At 64.0% G+C, this 17,107-nt stretch carries 16 protein-coding genes; 3 read left to right on the forward strand and 13 right to left on the reverse strand.

Annotation, left to right across the window (positions count from 1 at the left end):
• Positions 1 to 20: 20 nt before the first annotated feature.
• Positions 21 to 2,303 (forward strand): DNA polymerase III subunit gamma and tau, encoded by a 2,283-nt coding sequence (locus QMK17_RS18740; protein WP_283510804.1) that lies wholly within the window; start codon positions 21 to 23, stop codon positions 2,301 to 2,303.
• A gap of 93 nt (positions 2,304 to 2,396) precedes the next feature.
• Here the strand turns inward: QMK17_RS18740 and QMK17_RS18745 are convergent, their stop codons facing one another.
• On the reverse strand, positions 2,397 to 2,627 hold the full coding sequence (locus tag QMK17_RS18745) for a hypothetical protein (RefSeq protein ID WP_283510805.1): 231 nt from the start codon (positions 2,625 to 2,627) through the stop codon (positions 2,397 to 2,399).
• A gap of 228 nt (positions 2,628 to 2,855) precedes the next feature.
• Here QMK17_RS18745 and QMK17_RS18750 point away from each other — a divergent pair, with 228 nt between their 5' ends.
• Together QMK17_RS18750 and QMK17_RS18755 are read left to right on the forward strand one after the other, a co-directional pair.
• Positions 2,856 to 4,067, forward strand: a complete 1,212-nt coding sequence (locus tag QMK17_RS18750) for an acetyl-CoA C-acetyltransferase (protein WP_283510806.1) — start codon at positions 2,856 to 2,858, stop codon at positions 4,065 to 4,067.
• A 9-nt stretch (positions 4,068 to 4,076) separates the two neighbouring features.
• Positions 4,077 to 6,227 carry a 3-hydroxyacyl-CoA dehydrogenase NAD-binding domain-containing protein gene (locus tag QMK17_RS18755; RefSeq protein WP_283510807.1) on the forward strand — a complete coding sequence of 717 codons (2,151 nt, stop codon included), beginning with the start codon at positions 4,077 to 4,079 and terminating at the stop codon, positions 6,225 to 6,227.
• 43 nt (positions 6,228 to 6,270) lie between these two features.
• Here the strand turns inward: QMK17_RS18755 and QMK17_RS18760 are convergent, their stop codons facing one another.
• The 12 genes from QMK17_RS18760 to QMK17_RS18815 all read right to left on the reverse strand — a co-directional run bounded on the left by QMK17_RS18760 (position 6,271) and on the right by QMK17_RS18815 (position 17,088).
• Positions 6,271 to 6,951, reverse strand: coding sequence for a GntR family transcriptional regulator (locus QMK17_RS18760; protein ID WP_283510808.1), 681 nt, complete (start codon positions 6,949 to 6,951; stop codon positions 6,271 to 6,273).
• Positions 6,952 to 6,985: 34 nt separating this feature from the next.
• On the reverse strand, positions 6,986 to 8,158 hold the full coding sequence (locus tag QMK17_RS18765; protein ID WP_283510809.1) for a cation:proton antiporter: 1,173 nt from the start codon (positions 8,156 to 8,158) through the stop codon (positions 6,986 to 6,988).
• Positions 8,159 to 8,193: 35 nt separating this feature from the next.
• Positions 8,194 to 8,676: a cation:proton antiporter regulatory subunit gene (locus QMK17_RS18770; protein ID WP_283510810.1), complete on the reverse strand. Its 483-nt coding sequence runs from the start codon at positions 8,674 to 8,676 to the stop codon at positions 8,194 to 8,196.
• Between the two features lie 67 nt (positions 8,677 to 8,743).
• On the reverse strand, positions 8,744 to 9,058 hold the full coding sequence (gene mihF / locus QMK17_RS18775; RefSeq protein ID WP_026347388.1) for an integration host factor, actinobacterial type: 315 nt from the start codon (positions 9,056 to 9,058) through the stop codon (positions 8,744 to 8,746).
• A gap of 234 nt (positions 9,059 to 9,292) precedes the next feature.
• Complete coding sequence (locus tag QMK17_RS18780) at positions 9,293 to 9,763, reverse strand: hypothetical protein (RefSeq protein ID WP_283510811.1); 471 nt, start codon at positions 9,761 to 9,763, stop codon at positions 9,293 to 9,295.
• Positions 9,760 to 10,965 carry an MlaD family protein gene (locus QMK17_RS18785; protein ID WP_283510812.1) on the reverse strand — a complete coding sequence of 402 codons (1,206 nt, stop codon included), beginning with the start codon at positions 10,963 to 10,965 and terminating at the stop codon, positions 9,760 to 9,762. Before QMK17_RS18785 ends, QMK17_RS18780 begins: the two co-directional genes overlap by 4 nt.
• A complete protein-coding gene (locus tag QMK17_RS18790) occupies positions 10,962 to 11,993 on the reverse strand; it encodes an MCE family protein (protein WP_283510813.1) in 1,032 nt (343 codons plus the stop codon). The genes QMK17_RS18785 and QMK17_RS18790 overlap by 4 nt, the downstream gene beginning before the upstream one ends.
• Positions 11,990 to 13,051, reverse strand: a complete 1,062-nt coding sequence (locus tag QMK17_RS18795) for an MCE family protein (protein ID WP_283510814.1) — start codon at positions 13,049 to 13,051, stop codon at positions 11,990 to 11,992. Before QMK17_RS18795 ends, QMK17_RS18790 begins: the two co-directional genes overlap by 4 nt.
• Positions 13,048 to 14,025 (reverse strand): MCE family protein, encoded by a 978-nt coding sequence (locus QMK17_RS18800; RefSeq protein WP_283510815.1) that lies wholly within the window; start codon positions 14,023 to 14,025, stop codon positions 13,048 to 13,050. Before QMK17_RS18800 ends, QMK17_RS18795 begins: the two co-directional genes overlap by 4 nt.
• A complete protein-coding gene (locus tag QMK17_RS18805) occupies positions 14,022 to 15,038 on the reverse strand; it encodes an MlaD family protein (RefSeq protein WP_283510816.1) in 1,017 nt (338 codons plus the stop codon). The genes QMK17_RS18800 and QMK17_RS18805 overlap by 4 nt, the downstream gene beginning before the upstream one ends.
• A complete protein-coding gene (locus QMK17_RS18810) occupies positions 15,035 to 16,294 on the reverse strand; it encodes an MCE family protein (RefSeq protein WP_283510817.1) in 1,260 nt (419 codons plus the stop codon). The genes QMK17_RS18805 and QMK17_RS18810 overlap by 4 nt, the downstream gene beginning before the upstream one ends.
• A complete protein-coding gene (locus QMK17_RS18815) occupies positions 16,291 to 17,088 on the reverse strand; it encodes an MlaE family ABC transporter permease (RefSeq protein ID WP_283510888.1) in 798 nt (265 codons plus the stop codon). Before QMK17_RS18815 ends, QMK17_RS18810 begins: the two co-directional genes overlap by 4 nt.
• Positions 17,089 to 17,107 lie beyond the last annotated feature (19 nt).

A 17,107-nucleotide genomic window follows, 5' to 3' on the forward strand; every position in this document is an offset into this window, starting at 1 on the left:
ACGCCGGTACCCTTCCAGGCGTGGCTCTCTACCGAAAATACCGTCCCGCGACGTTCGCTGAGGTTGTCGGGCAGGAGCATGTCACCGAACCGTTGAGTGTTGCGCTCAACTCCAATCGGATCAACCACGCATATCTCTTCTCCGGCCCACGTGGCTGCGGTAAAACGTCGTCGGCGCGCATCCTCGCGCGATCACTGAACTGCGCCAAGGGACCGACGTCCACGCCGTGCGGCGTCTGCAACTCCTGTGTGGCGCTCGCCCCCGGCGGCCCGGGCAACCTCGACGTCGTCGAGATGGATGCGGCAAGCCACGGTGGCGTCGACGACGCCCGCGATCTCCGTGACAAAGCCGTGTACGCACCGGCCGAGTCGCGCTACGTCATTTTCATCATCGACGAGGCTCACATGGTCACGACCGCAGGCTTCAATGCCCTGTTGAAGGTCGTCGAAGAGCCGCCGGAGCATCTGGTCTTCATCTTCGCGACGACCGAGCCCGAGAAGGTATTGCCGACCATCCGGTCCAGGACGCACCACTATCCTTTCCGCCTGTTGCCGCCGTCGACCATGCGCGGTCTGCTCGAGAAAATCACTGCGCAAGAGTCGGTTTCGGTCGAGGATCCGGTGTACCCGCTGGTGATTCGTGCCGGCGGTGGATCGCCTCGTGACTCGCTCAGTGTGCTCGATCAGCTTCTGTCCGGCGCAGGGCCGGAGGGTGTCACCTACCCGCGTGCGCTCTCGCTGCTCGGCGTCACCGATGTAGCGCTTATCGACGAAGCGGTTGATGCGTTGGCCGCAGGCGACGGTGGTTCGTTGTTCGGCACCGTAGACAAAGTGGTCGACGCAGGCCACGATCCCAGGCGCTTCGCCACCGACCTACTCGAGCGTCTCCGCGATCTGATCCTCATGAGGGCCGTGCCGGACGCAGGGGAGCGCGGGCTGGTAGACGTTCCTGGCGATGTCCTCGAACGATTGCGCGAAGAATCGGAACGAATCGGGTCGGCCACCCTGGCCCGCTACGCGGAGATAATCCATGCCGGACTCGGTGAGATGCGCGGCGCGACAGCGCCGCGCCTGCTCCTCGAGGTCATGTGTGCGCGCATGCTGCTTCCTTCTGCGTCAGATGCGGAATCTGCAGTGCTGCAACGCCTCGAACGTCTCGAACGTCGCCTGGACGTGACGCTTCCCGCGGGTGAACAAGCGTCCGTCGACCAGGCTCCGCCGCAGCGTCGCCCCGAGGCTTCACCGGCATCCCCGTCGGTTCCGGTCGATGACACCCCGCCGAAATTTGTCAGGCCCTCGCGGCGAAGTGCGGAGGTGGGGGCGCCTGCGCCTGCCGCAACCCCTGATGCCGCGCCCACTGTGGAGCAATCGGTGGCGGAACAGCCGGTCGCGACAGTGCCCACCCCGGAGCCCGCTCTTGTCCCGACGCCGGAACCAGAGCCGAGCCCGACGCCCGAGCCGCTGCCGGAACCCGAGCCGACGCCGGAGCCCGACCCAACGCCGGAACCTGACCCGACGCCGGAGCCCGAGCCGACCCCGGAGCCCGAGCCCGAGCCGACCCCGACGCCCGAGCCGACCCCGACGCCCGAGCCGGTATTGGACATGCAGCCGGAGCCCGAGGTTGCGGTCGACTCCGCGCCCGAGCCAATGGTATTTCCAGAGCCAGAGCCAGAGCCTGTACCCGTCGCAGCGTCCACTGAGCCCGATGTCGCTGCGGTACGCGCTGTCTGGTCCGAGGTCCGCACGAAGGTTCGTGAACGCAGCCGCACCGTCGAGGTCATGCTCTCCGGCGCATCGGTACGGACGGTCGAGCAAGGCACGATCACCCTGGGACACGACTCGGCCCCGCTCGCCAAGAGGCTGGGGGAGCCGCGGAACGCGGACGTCATCCGCGATGCGTTACGCGACGTCTTCGGTGTGGATTGGGCGGTCACCTGTGTTGTCGGCGCCGCTGCACCTGCCGGAGAAGCAGCAGTGTCGAAGGGCGCCCCCGAAGCCCCCAAAGTTCCGCAGGCCAAGTTCTCGCGGCCGAGTCAGAGCAACAAGCCTGCTCGCACCACCGATGACGCGTTCGGGTCGGCGGGTGACGGATCTAGTTACGACGACATCCCACCGCCGGAGGCCCCCGACTACCCGGACGACCCCGAACCGGCAGGTCCCCCACCACCGGAGACGGCAGAGGACGAGGAAGAGTTGTTGAAGGCTGCAACCGAGCCTGCTGATCCGTCGATCAGGCGCGACCCGGAAACCGTGGCAATGGAGTTGCTCACGACTCAGCTTGGTGCTACCCCGCTCAAGGAGTAACGGCGAAAAAGAACCGGGCACTCCATCTGCGGACCTTGTGCCACGGTTCAGGTCAGTAGGAGGGGAATCGAAGTCCGCTCAGAAAAGGGTCAGCTACGCCTGCTCGATGTCCTGAGGGTCGGCGAAGACCAGACGACCGTCATCCAGTGCTACGGCGTAGCGGCGCGACACGGCCCACGTCCGATCAACGGACCCGACCTGGTCTCCGAAGTCTTCTTTGATCACTCCGGACTCTTTGGGCCACTGCTCGCGCGCGAGCTCGGCGTTGGAGCTGAAACGCACTTTGACGTGCGACCCGACCGCGAACGGCTGCTGGGTATCCATGGACATCATCTCCTGCGTGCTCGATACCCCCCTTGACGATCCTAGTTCTACCCCAAGACGATCCGTACCAAACGAACAGACCGGTCACGGACGACGCTCGTTTGAGTCCTTCACTCTTTGATGCAACACGTTCTAGTGTGGACTCAGCCGAGGTGTATTCCTCGAGTCCTGCGGTGCCCGTGAGCGGTGCCGCCGCCGAAATGAAGTAGCTGGAAGGAACTGCACGCTGTGACTACAGAGGCGTTCATTTACGAAGCCATCAGGACCCCGCGCGGCAAGGGGAAGAATGGTTCACTGCACTCCGTCAAGCCGATCTCGCTGGTCACCGGACTGATCGACGAGCTTCGTCGCCGGTTCCCCGACCTCGACGAGGACCGTATATCCGATCTGATCCTCGGTGTCGTGTCGCCGGTGGGCGATCAAGGCGCCGACATCGCGCGCACCGCGGTCCTCGCCGCGAAGATGCCCGACACCGTCGGTGGATTCCAGTTGAACCGCTTCTGCGCCTCCGGCCTCGAAGCCGTCAACCTGGCTGCCCAGAAGGTTCGCTCCGGTTGGGACGAGCTCGTCATCGCTGGCGGCGTCGAGTCCATGTCTCGCGTCCCGATGGGCAGCGACGGCGGAGCCTGGGCGATGGACCCGGCCACCAACTACGACACCTACTTCGCTCCGCAGGGTATCGGTGCCGACCTGATCGCAACGATCGAGGGATTCACCCGCGAGGACGTCGATGCGTACGCAGTGCAGTCGCAGGAGCGCGCCGCTGCGGCGTGGTCCGGCGGATACTTCGCCAAGTCTGTCGTACCGGTCACCGATCAGAACGGCCTGTTGATCCTCGATCAGGACGAGCACATGCGTCCAGGCTCCACGGTCGAATCGCTCGGCAAGCTCAACCCGGCGTTCACCGGGATTGCCGCGATGGGCGGGTTCGACGACGTCGCGCTGCAGAAGTACCACTGGATCGAGAAGATCGATCACGTCCACACCGGCGGTAACAGCTCCGGCATCGTCGACGGCGCGGCACTCGTCCTCGTCGGCAGCGAGCAGGCGGGCAAGGACCTCAACCTGATTCCCCGTGCACGCGTCGTCGCGACCGCCACGTCCGGCGCCGACACCACGATCATGCTCACCGGACCGACGCCCGCGGCGAAGAAGGTGCTGGCGACAGCAGGATTGACCGTCGACGACATCGATCTGTTCGAGCTGAACGAAGCGTTCGCGTCCGTCGTACTGCGCTTCCAGAAGGATTTGCAGATCCCGAACGAGAAGCTCAACGTCAACGGCGGCGCCATCGCGATGGGCCACCCCCTCGGCGCCACCGGCGCCATGATCACCGGAACGGTGCTCGACGAGCTCGAGCGCCGCGGCGGCCGATACGCACTGATCACCCTGTGCATCGGCGGCGGTATGGGCGTTGCCACCATCATCGAGCGAGTCTGAGGCGAAGACATGACAAACACTGACAGCAAGAACATGATCGCCTGGGAAATCGACGGAGACGGCATCGTCGTCCTCACGATGGACGACCCCAACCAGGGCGCCAACACGATGAACCAGCTTTACAAGGACTCGATGGGCGCGACGGTCGACCGCCTCGAAGCGGAGCTCGACTCGATCACCGGCGTCGTCATCACGTCCGCGAAAAAGACCTTCTTCGCGGGCGGTGACCTCAACAGCCTCATTTCGGCTCAGCCCGAAGACGCGCAGCGCGTATTCGACGAGGTTCAGGCAGTGAAGGCGCAGCTGCGTCGTCTGGAGAAGCTCGGCAAGCCCGTCGTCTCCGCGATCAACGGTGCTGCCCTCGGCGGCGGACTCGAGATCACGCTGGCGACGCACCACCGCATCGCAGCGAACGTCTCCGGAGTGCAACTCGGCCTCCCCGAGGTCTCACTCGGCCTGCTGCCCGGCGGCGGTGGCGTCACCCGCATCACCCGTCTGCTCGGTATTCAGGTCGGCTTCATGACCGTCCTCGCTCAAGGCACGCGTTTCCGTCCGGAGAAGGCACTCGAGATCGGTCTCGTACACGAACTCGTCGACAGCATCGACGCACTCGTTCCCGCTGCGAAGGCTTGGATCAAGGCCAATCCTGACGGCGGCGTCGCTCCGTGGGACGTCAAGGGTTACAAGATCCCCGGCGGCACACCGTCGAACCCGAAGCTCGCAGCAATACTGCCCGCGTTCCCGTCGAACCTGCGCAAGCAGATCAAGGGCGCACCGATGCCTGCACCGCGCGCGATCCTCGCCGCGGCAGTCGAAGGTGCCCAGGTGGACTTCGACAACGCGTCGACGATCGAGTCGCGGTACTTCACCGAGCTCGTCACCGGCCAGGTCTCGAAGAACATGATCCAGGCGTTCTTCTTCGACCTGCAGGCGATCAATTCGGGCAAGTCGCGCCCGGACGGCATCGAGAAGACGACCTTTACGAAGGTCGCCGTTCTCGGAGCCGGAATGATGGGCGCAGGCATCGCGTATGTGTGTGCCAAGGCCGGCATCGAGGTTGTGCTCAAGGATGTCGCCATCGAGTCTGCCCAGAAGGGCAAGGCGTACTCCGAGGCCATCGAGGCCAAGGCACTCTCGCGCGGCAAGACCACGCAGGAGAAGTCCGATGCTCTGCTCGGTCGCATCCACCCGACTGCCGATCCGAAGGACGTCGAAGGTGCCGACCTCGTCATCGAGGCAGTCTTCGAGTCCGAGGAACTGAAGCAGAAGGTGTTCCAGGAGATCGAGGATCTCGTCGACCCGACCTCGCTCCTCGGCTCGAACACCTCGACCCTGCCGATCACGAGTCTCGCGAAGGGCGTGAAGCGTCAGGAAGACTTCATCGGAATCCACTTCTTCTCGCCCGTCGACAAGATGCCGCTCGTGGAGATCATTCGCGGCGACAACACCTCCGACGCTGCTCTGGCCAAGGCGTTCGACTTGGTGCAGATCATCAAGAAAACCCCGATCGTCGTCAACGACAGCCGCGGATTCTTCACCTCCCGCGTCATCGGCACCTTCATCAACGAGGCCATCGCGATGCTCGGTGAGGGCGTCGAGCCGTCGACCATCGAGCAGGCGGGCCTCCAGGCCGGCTACCCGGCAGCGCCGCTGCAGCTCTCGGACGAGCTGACGCTCAACCTGATGCAGAAGATCCGCAAGGAGACCTACGACGCTATCAAGGCGGCCGGCGGAACTCCTCCCGAAGATCCGGCCGGCGAGGTCATCGACAAGATGGTCGACGAGTTCGAGCGTCCGTCGAAGGCCAAGGGTGCGGGCTTCTACGAGTACGCCGACGGCAAGCGCGCCGGCCTGTGGCCGGGACTGCGTGACGCGTTCAAGTCGGGCTCGGCGGACATTCCGTTCGAGGATCTCATCGAGCGCATGCTGTTCATCGAGGCCATCGAGACGCAGAAGTGCTTCGACGAGGGTGTTCTGAACACCACCGCCGATGCGAACATCGGATCGATCTTCGGTATCGGTTACCCGGCCTGGACCGGCGGCGTGCACCAGTACGTTGTCGGCTACGAGGGCGGCCAGGCTGGCTTCGTCAAGCGTGCGGACGAGCTTGCGGCGAAGTACGGCGAGCGTTTCAAGGCGCCTTCGTCGCTACGCTCTTAGAGCGCTTGTGAGTGGAAATACGTCGCGGGGGACGTATTTCCACTCACATGTGGCGGTACGCCACCAACCTTTCGGCGCCATCGGTGAACTGTGCGCGCATCAACACGCAGGCCGCGTCCACGTCGCCGACCTTGAGCGCTTCGATCAGTTTTTCGTGATTGCGGACCGCGGCCCTGCCCCACTCGGGATCGGATGCGTACAACCGGGTCGGGGTGTATCGAGTGGCGTTGTTCAGGAACCAGGCGAGCTTGCTCGCCCCGGTCAGGCGATTGAGTACTCGATGGAACTCGAACTCGCTGACCTCGACTTCCTCCGCCTGGCCCTTCTCCACAGCCACGGACAGTGAGTTGTTGAACCCTTTCAACTCGGCGATCACGGATTCGGTGATCTTCGGCGCTGCACGCCGAACCAGCTCCACGGCGATCTGACCCTGCAGCCAGAATATGTCGACGATGTCCTCGGGCGTCAGCGGCGATACGACGTAGCCGCGATGCGGGACGAGCTCGACCATTCCTTCGCCGCGCAGAGTCAGCAATGCCTCGCGCACCGGCGTCACACTCACTCCGAGTTCGGCGGCCGTCTCGTCGAGCCGGATGAAGTCTCCCGGGCGCACCTCGCCGGACATCACTATGTGTCGGACGTGGTTGGCGACGTCCTCCGACAACTGTGGTCGCCGACGTAGCACCGGCGCAGCAGCAGGTGTCGATCGACGTCTCCCAGTCATCCGCTCATGCAATCACAACGGCTGCGACGCCGTGTCACATGGCGGGCTTCGTGCGAAGAATTGCCCGTGAGACCGGCTCGACGACCCGGGCCACTACAGGCCCCAACACGGCCATCAACAGAACGTACGCAGTTGCGAGCGCTACCAATTCCCCTTCGACGGCACCCGTAGCGACTGCGAGTCCGGCAATGACGATCGAGAATTCACCGCGCGCGACGAGAGCAGCACCTGCTCGCAGGCGTCCGGGTCTACCGATGCCCTGACGGCTCGCCGCCCAGGCACCGGTGGTGATCTTGGTCGCCGTCGTCGTGACGGCTAGCACCACGGCCCAGCCCAGAACAGGCGGAATCGTCGACGGATCGGTGTTGAGTCCGAACACTACGAAGAACATGGCAGCGAACAGATCGCGGAGAGGTTCGAGTACGCGTGTCGCGTTGTCGGCCGTGGAACCGGAGATCGCGATTCCGAGGAGGAACGCTCCGACGGCCGCGGACACCTGCAGTTCGGAGGCAATTCCTGCCACGAGCAAGGCGGAGCCGAGGACCTTCAGCAGCACCACTTCGCGATCGGGGCTGTCGACTATGGCGGAGACAAATCGGCCGTAGCGCAGAGCCACCACCAGCACGAACGTGATGACGAACAGTGAGATTCCGAGCGCTTCGAGCCCTCCGACGAAGCTGACTCCGCTGAGTACGGCGGTAAGGATTGGGAGATAGATCGCCATTGCCAGGTCCTCGAACACGAGGATCGACAGTACGACGGGTGTCTCCCGGTTTCCCAGCCTGCCGAGGTCGGTCAAGACCTTCGCGACGATGCCCGAGGACGAGATGTAGGTGACGCCGCCGAGTACGAGCGCGCCGACGCCGCCCCAGCCGAGCACTAATGCGAGCGCGGCTCCCGGCGTGAAGTTCAAGGCGATGTCGACGATGCCTGCCATCCAGGATCTGCGAAGGCCGGTGACGAGCTCGGTGGCGGTGTACTCGAGTCCGAGCAGAAGCAGCAGCAGGATGACGCCGATTTCGCTGGCCAGCTCGGTGAACTCGTCGATACCGCCGAGGATGAAAAAGCCGCCGTTACCGAAGGCGAGGCCACCGAGAAGATAGAACGGGATAGGAGAGACGCCGATGCGGCCTGCAAGTCTGGCCAGGAGACCGAGAACGAAGAACACCGCGCCGAGCTCGGTCAGCGCAAGTGCGCTCTCGGCCACAGCTCAGCTCCGTCTGTTCTCGGCCATGGTCGTTCTCACAAATGGCCGAGCAATTTGGCTGCCGCGTCGAGCCCGTCGTGTGTGCCGACGGCAACCAGAAGGTCTCCGGAGGTGAGAGTGAAATCCGGGTTGGGTGACGGCTGTACTTGGCCCGCTCGCATGACCGCGACGATAGATACACCGGTCTTGGTGCGCATCGTGGTGTCGCCGAGGGTTCGGCCGTCGAATCGCGAGCCCTCCCTGATGGGGAGCTGGCGGGTGTTGATGCCGGGGAGGTCGCGATGCTCCTCACCCAGCTGAGCAATGAGTTGCGGCGTGCCGAGCAAATTGCCCAACGCCGCCGCTTCCTCATTGCTCAGTGTGATGGACGCCTGTGTTGCGTCGGGATCATCGATGCGCGAGACGATGAGCTCGTTCGCGCCGTCTTTACGGGTGATGACTCCGATGCGGCGCCCGGAGGCGAGGGCGAAATCTTTCCGCACCCCGATCCCGGGCAGCAGGGTCACTTCGACGTTCATGGAGAAATGCTAACCCCGTCGGCAGTAACCCGTGCCACAGAAGCGCCTGTACGTCAGAAACCCAGTATCAGGATGCGACAGCAGCCAGCAGAGCTTCGCGCTGGTTTGCGCCGAGGCCGCCGATGCGACGTGTATCTGCGATGGACAGCTGCTCGAGCAGCTGTGCGGCGCGCACCGAACCGACACCCGGAAGTGCCTTGATCAGGGCGGACACCTTGGTCTTCTTGACGATTTCGTCGTTCTCGGCCTTCGCGAGAACGTCAGCGACGCTGAGCTCGCCGGACTTGACGGCGGCCAGCAGCTTCGAACGAGCAGTGCGTGCCTCGGCCGCCTTGGCCAACGCCGCGGTGCGCTGTTCCGGAGTCAATACTGGTAAAGCCATGGCCTTATCTCCTCGATAGTGGTGACCCGTCGCTTTGGTGACATGGTCGGGACCCTCTTGCATCGTGCCTGGTGGCTCCGACAATCTTTTCGAACGACACGCGTGTTATTCGAATGGAGCCACCGTTCCTTCCCAGCCAGGCTACGTCCTGCGTGATTCGGGGTGTGCCCCGACCAGCAGTTAGGCCGTCCGCGGGGGCCTGCCATCATGTCGCGGCAGATCGAAGCGGCATGGTTACCGGGGCTCCGCCGATGCAAGTAACCATCGATTGCCGTCGTACTCGAGACCGATCACCATGCGTGAAGAATCGGTCCTTCCCTCGGGCACCGAGAGGTTCCGCACCTCCTGATCCAGGAACAGTGCGACGACCGCATGCTCGTCATCGATCTCGACAATCGCTGCGGTGGTGACGTGGCCCGTAGCGGTGCCATGTCCGCTCGTCAGCAGGCCCTGCAGTTTCGTCGACACATCTCGGTACGTTCCGGCGAATTCCTCGGTCGAGCCGGCGGTCACGCGGTCGAGGTTCGCGGCCGGATCCTCGAAGTCGTACGTCGCGAGTTCCTCGGTGTACTGCGTCGCCGACGCCAATGCCGTCGACCGGTGATCCTCCAGCCTGCGGTCGGCGTGGTGGAGATATCCGAGGATCGCCACTCCGGTTGTGAGAGCGAGGATCACGAGCGCGGTCACGGCGGTTCGCAGTGTCACTTCGGCACTCCTTCCAAGAGCTTCTTCCAGTAGTCGAGCGCGTGCACTCCGGTGGGAATCAGCACGGGATCGTCGGCGATCGGCGGCCCGGTGACATTGCCAGGGGTGGTGGCGCCGGACAGACCGAGATCGTTGGGCCTCGGCGCGTTCGCAGATCCCCGCTGCGCGAGGTCGTCACCGGGCGGGCAATACAGATTCAGGTTCGGATCACGAGGCGATTTGTCACCGACGGTTCGTCGTGGTGTGTCGTACCAACAGGCCGGTCCTTGAGTGCCGACGAGTGTGAAGTCGCCGCGGTCGCCGTGCACGATCGAGGTCAGTTTCGTGAGCGTCTCGGGCAACGCGACGAGGAGCGAGGACAGCGCAGGCGTGCGGTCACCGAGGATCGGCGTCACCGTCACGAGATTGGTCATCAACGCGCCGACGGAGCCGCGCGTGTCGTCGAGCAATCGGGACGTTCGTGCAAGCGCATCAGGGGACCGGTCGACGAGATAGATCAACGACGGTTCCTGCGCGAGAAGCCGCTGTGTGACGTCTCGTGCCGCTCCCGCCGCACCGGGGATCCCGCCCGATCGGGCTGCGAGACCGTCGAGCATCGGTAGAGAAGAGTCGACGATGTTCGCCAACATCGGGGCGTGGGCGTCGAGCACGCGGCTCAGGGTGTCCGCGTCGTCGAGCAGCTGCTGCAATTCGGCGCTGGTGCCGCCAAGAGCAGTCCCGAACGTCTGGCTCAGCGCGGTGACGGAGTCGGGGTCGATCGTGTCGGTGAGCGCCGCCATGTGCACGAGTAGCTCGTCGAGCTGTCGAGGCTGCTCTTCCGAGGGGACCTCCAGGATGTCCCCGTCGACGAGAAACGGGCCGTTGGAGGTGCTGGGCATGATGTCGATGGTCTGGATGCCGAGCGCGTTGTTGTTGGTCACTTTCGCGACGGAGCCGACGGGCACGCGCGTGCCGGGATCGAGAGCTATTCGGACGTCGGCGCCGTGTCCTGTGACGGAGACGTCGGCGACATCGCCCACCGCGACGCCTCGGTAGGTGACGCCTGCGCCGACCCCGACGTTCATGGCATCGGCCATGGGGGCAGTTATGTCGATCGATCCGCGGAGTGTCTGCGAGCCGAGTGCGTAGTTGCTTCCGACCACCAGCGCGAGCACGGCAGTGACGGCGAACAGCGCCAGCTGGATCCTCACCGATCGATTCACCGAGGCCTCCCTGGCACGAGCAACTGCTCCAGTGTCGCTGGAACGTGGGCGAGTCGACCGCCTGTCATGAGCTCACCCACAGTCTCCGGAAGGTCGAGTGCACCGTCGAAGACGAGGTAGTCGCCGTGGACCGCGCCGTCGAACCCGGCGATGAATTCGTTCATGTTGGCGAGCGCAGGCGTCACGGAATCGTTGAAACTCTGTATCGAGTCCACGATGTGCGCGAGCTCGTCGACCCCGGTAGCGATCTGAGATTGATTGCCCCCGAACAGTTCCTGCGCCGAGGAGGCCAGCGACGAGGTGGATTCGACAAGTGAAGCGACGTGGTCGCGCTGGCGTACGAGCAGTTCCATCGTCGGGGATGCCACAGTGAGTCCGGCGTCGAGGGAAGCTTTGTTCTCCGCAAGCGTGGCCGAGACCGTGCCTGCAGCGGCGAGTACACGATCGAAGTCGGCCTGGTGCTGCGCCGCATTGGCCATGATCCTGTCGGCGCTGTGCACAAGCTCCCGGACCTGGGGGCCGCGGCCACCGAAGGCCGCGTTCATCTCGGTCATGATCGTCTCCAGCTGATCTAGGCCGCTGCCGTTCAACACGAGACCCATTGTGGCCAGCGATGATTCGAGCTCAGGACCGAGCTCGGTGTTCTCCAGCGTGTCCCCGTCGGAGAGAGATTCAGTCGACGGCTCTTGCGGAAGAGTCAGTTGAACGAAAGGTTCCCCCAGCGCCGACGGCAATTCCAGCGACGCCGTGATGTCGGCCGGCAGTGGGACCGACTGGGACAGGCTAAGGTCGACGAGTGCGCGACGGCCGTCCGTCGAAAGGTGGTGTACCCGCCCGACGAGCTGCTGACCGGCTCTCACTTCGGTCCCGAGCCGGATGCGGTCGGCCCGAGGAAAGATCGCGGTCACTAGATAGTCGTCGCCGTCGGCGCTGTGGCCGATGGGGAGCTGAGCGAGGCCGCAGCCGGAGAGGGAGAGGCAGCCGCCGAGGAGGAGGCAGGCGGAGAGAATCGACAGCACTATCCTCATTGTCCGCCCCCTGACAACTGCGCCAGCCCGAATGGGTTCGAGGTGCTGATCGGAACGGGAATCGGATTGGTAAGCCCCGCGCCGGTGCAGATGGGCAGGGCGAGTTCCCGGCACAGCGGCACTGCGACTGCGAACTGGTCGAGGTCGGTCGACACGTTCAACCGGATGCGGGCGCGTTGATCCTCGCCGATGGTGTTGCCGATGTTCTGCATCATCAGGGGCAGCACGTCCATCAACTCGGCGAACTGGGCTTCGTGCGCGGCGAACTGCCCGGTAAGCGCGCTTGCGTTCTGCAGCACAGCACGTAGGTCGTCGCCGCGAGCAGCAAGGAGGCGGTCGAGGTTGTCGAACATCGAACGCAGCTGCGCGATGGGCTCGCCGATCTCGAGGTCCTGCTGCTGTATCTCGTCACCCAACTGCGCGAGCGAATCGGTGACGGACTGGACAGCGCCCTGGCGTGCGGCAATCGCAGTGACCAGCCGATCGAGATTCTCGATGAGGGCCCCGAGTTGCTCGCTGTTTCCGCCGAGAACAGCGGTTGCGCGGGAGATGTTGCCGATGGCGTCGCGTATCTCCGGACCGAGTCCCGCTGTGGCGTCGGCGACGACGTCGACCGCTTCCCCGATGTCGCCTTGACTTGGACCGAGTGCTGACGCGATGGTGTCGACGCTGTCGAGGAGCTGATCCCAGTTGATCTGGGAGTGGCTGCGCTCGACAGGAATGATGGCGTCACCGAGAGTGGGCCCGCCGCGGTAAGCCGGTCCGAGTTCGACGAAGCGGTCACTGATGACCGACGGATTCATGACGAAGGCTTGCGCATCGACGGGTATCTCTACGTCGGAGGACACCGTCATTGTCACCCGCACCGATGTTCCCTGCGGAGTCACGTCGTCGACCGTGCCGACAGGAACGCCGAGTACGTGCACCGGGCTGCCGGGGTAGACCCCGTTGATGTACGCGAAATCCGCTGTGACCGTCGCGCTGTCGTCGGTTGCAAAGAAGACGAACCAGGCACCCACTACAGTCGCAACCGTTACCGATGCGATCAAGGCCTTCATCCGCTGCACCCCTGCATCACGCCGACAGCGCACAGAAGGTTGTCCGGGAGGGGGCCGGCGGGAGCGCTGACGTCGACCCAGTTCCCATTGCCTGTGGCGTCGGTGACAGCGCGAAGAGCGGGAGGCAGTGTTGTCATCAACGTGTCGATGTGTTGTCCGTTTCGGTCGAGGGTGTCGGTGACAGAGCGCATGTTGACCAGTAGATGGTCGAGTTCACCTGCGTTGTCGTCCAGGAATACCGACGCCGACGAGATCAAGGTGCGCAAATCGATCACCAAGCGGCTCAGGCTTTCTCGTCTCTCGGCCAACGTCTCGAGAACCAGTCGTGCGTTACCCAGCAGTGTTCCGATCGATTCGCTTTCTGCGGAAACCGACGTGGTCAGCGATTTCGCGGCATCGAGGAGGCTTGCGATCTTCTCGTCGTTCCGCGACAGCAATTGCGAGGCCGCGCTGACCCCGGTGAGGGCTTCGGACACGGCAGGTCGATCCGAAGGCACGGTCTCTCGCAACGTCTTCACCATCGATTCGAGTGCGGGTACGTCGAGTTCGGTTGCTACAGAATGTGCTTCGGCGCCGATGTCGTCGAGCGAATAGGGAACCGACGTTCGTTCGGTCGGAATGGTCCGGTCGACGCCGACGGGCCCGGTGCCGTCGGGAATGATCTCCAGGTACCGCTTGCCGAGGATGGTTCGGAGCTTCACGGCAGCTCGCGTTCGATCGCCCAGCGCTTGATCTCGGTCGAGTCGGAAGTGCACGTCGACGTGGTCTTCCGCGAGTTCGATGCTGTCGACTCGCCCGGCAGGGATGCCGGCGAGGAACACTGGATCGGAGTCGGTGAGCCCCCCGGCATGCGCGAATTGGGCTGTGTAGGAGGAAGTTCTGACGAGATACCAGCCCTGCGGGATCAGTAGAGCCGATACGAGTATCGCCGCGACGGCCGCGATTGCGATCATGCCGAGCCGAGCGGTGTTCATTTGCAGATCTCCGTGTGTGTTCCGCCGAAGATGTTCGTCTCGGCGTCCCCGGCTTTCAGGGTGAAATTGCACGTGTAGAGATTGAGCCAGCTGCCGTAGTCGCCCAGATGATTGATCGATTGCGCCAGTTCTGGAAGCAGCGACATCGTCCGGTCGAACTTCTCGGTATTCGGTATCCACGAATCGGTCGTCGCGGTCAGGTTCGCGACGGTCGAACCAAGGGGTTCCGAAGCGTTGGTCATCAACTCGGCCAGTGCATCGACCGCGCCTGAGCCGTCGTCGAGAACTGTGATGACCTCGGCGTTTCTGTCGGCGACGACCTGGCTCATCTCCGTCAGCCCGGTGATCAGCCGCGTGATGTCGACTCCGCGTGCGTTCATGGTGTGCAGAACCGAATCGAGGTCGGCGATCAGATCGGCCAGAACCTGCTCGTTGTCGGAGAGTCCTTTCGTCACGGTGGCCACATGGCGAAGCAGCGAGTCCAGTGTCCCTGCCTCACCTTGGAACGCATCGGTGATGGACCGAGCCAATGCATTGACCTGGGCAGGCTCGATGGCATCGAACAGTGGTTCGAAACCGTTGACGAGGGCGGTCAGATCGACCGGTGGCTGTGTGCGGTCGACCGGTATCTCCTCGCCCTGTTCCAGTAAGCCGTCCGGTTCGTCCGGCGCGACGAGAGCAAGATAACGCGCACCGAGCATGTCGCCGTACCGAATTGCGGCAGTGACATTTCCGGGAACCGGGACCGAGGACTGCACCTCGAATGCGACGACGGCAGTGGTTCGGGCACTGTCGGTGGTGTAGCGCACGTCGTCGACCTTTCCGATCCTGACGCCCGCGAGGGTGACGTCGTTGCCACGGCGAAGCCCCTCGACACCGGTGAATTCGGCTGTGTGACTGGTGGTATCACCGGTCACCGGCACGCTCAGGGTGTTGGTGACGACTACGGCGGACACAACGCCTGCAGCGGCGAATCCAGCGAGCGCGACCAACGGTCGTTGCAGTGAACTCATCGGATACTCACCTCGGTTCCGCGCAGAAGCGGCGCGAGGAGCATCGTGCTGGCGGGATTCAACGGCTGAGAAGTTCCCGTTGCGCTGTCCTGAACCTCGGCGAGTCCGCAATTCGGACCATCGAGTTCCGGATATCGAGGGCAGTCGGCAGCGGTATAAGGGAGTGGTGAGGAGAAATCGGGGACGGCGGTGATGTCGAATCTGCCGCTCGCGAAGATCCGCGCGCCTGCGGCGCCGAACGGTGCAAACTGCTCCAACGTCGAAGACAGTCCCGACGAGTTCATCGCAACTGTCGTCGATACCGCCGCGCCACTGTGGATGACGGTGATTGCCGACGGTGTTGTTTCCTCGGCGACGGTCCCGGCTGTGACGCCGAGCGACGCAGCGTTGGTCAGTAGCGCCTCGACTCCCGCAGACCTGTCGAGCATGGAGTGCGACAGCGTCGTCGTCGCCTCGATCGTCGCCAGAACGTCGGGAGTCGCCGCCGCGAGGGCGTCGGCGACGTCTCTTGCTTGCGCAGTGTGGTCGAGGACAGCGTGGGCCTGCGGTTCGAGGGTTGCCGACAGCGATGCGAGGCGATCGATCGTGGCGCCGAGACTCTCGCCTCTGCCCTGCAGCGCTGTACTGACGGCGGTGAGAGCGGCTTGCGCGCGTGCGGGTTCCAGGCGATCCAACAGGTCGGTCACCTGGCGATACACCTGGCTGAGCTGGACGGCTTCGGCCGAGGTGTCGACGGTCAGTACGTCGCCGGGTTCGACAGTGGGAGTGGTGTCTGCGGAATAACCCTTCTGGTCGGTGCTGTCGTGGACCAGTTTCAGGTAGACATCGCCGAACAGCGTGCGAGGCACGACGCGCACCTCTGCCGAGGCGGGGACGCCCGTTGGATCGATGCGCATCGTCACGCGTGATTGTTCGACACCGCTGTCGATGTCGACGACTTCCCCGATCTGGACGCCGTTGAACTGAACGCCGACGGCGCCGATCAGCAGCCCAGCCGACGCAGGAATGTCGGTGTACACCAGAGGATCTTGGTTGAGGGTGCCTCCTCCGTACGCGACCGCGCCCACAGCGGATGCGACGAGCACCAGGACCGACGTCAACCCGCGGGCGACGAGTGAGCCCCGGCTGGGCCCGAGGGGGCGTGGGAGTGGAGCCTGCGGAATGACCAGATTGGTTGGGAGTGGAGCCTGCGGAATGACCAGATGGGTCGGGAGTGGAGCCTGCGGAATGCCGCCCTTTCGGGGAGGTCTTGTCATGACGCACCGAGCCCGGGGACTGTGGGGACGATTCCCCACAGTACGAAGGTCAGGAACACGTCGGTGATGCCGATGGCCAGGATGGAGGTGCGTAGTGCACGACCTGCTGCACGGCCGACTCCTTCGGGCCCGCCGGAGGCATGGAAACCGTAGGAGCAGTGGACGAGCGCAACGATCACGGCGAAAACCACGGCCTTGGCGATTGAGTAGATCAGGTCCGACGGGGCCAACGCCAGGTGGAAGTAGTAGTCGTAGGTACCGGCCGAACTACCACCGAAGGTCACGACAACCAGGCGCGTAGCGACGAACGTCGAGATGAGTCCGACCATGTAGATCGGAACGATGCAGACGACTGCGGCGATGACACGCGTGGTTGCCAGAAACGGAATGGGACGTACCGCCATCGAGTCGAGCGCGTCGATCTCGTCGGAGATACGCATCGCGCCGAGTTGCGCGGTGAAGCCGGTTCCGACTTTGGCTGCGAGTGCGATGCTCGCGATGACGGGGGCGAGTTCGCGGGTGTTTGCGATGGCGGAGAGCAGGCCCGACAGCGATGTCAGGCCGATCAGATCGAGGCCGCGGTACGTCTCGACGCCCACCATCATCGCGGCGACGGCCGACATTGCGAATACGATCCCGATGGTGCCGCCGCCGGCGAGCAGCGATGCGTACCCGAAGCTGACTTCGCCGATGTGCTGCGCGACGTGTTTCGAGTAGCGGCGCATCGTGAACGGAATCGAGGCGACGGTCTCCGCGTAGAACGTCATGTGACGGCCGAGTTCGGCGAATACCATCGTCGATTCGCGGCCTCGA

It is taken from the genome of Rhodococcus sp. G-MC3 (genome assembly GCF_030063335.1).
In the GTDB taxonomy this organism is placed as follows: domain Bacteria; phylum Actinomycetota; class Actinomycetes; order Mycobacteriales; family Mycobacteriaceae; genus Rhodococcoides.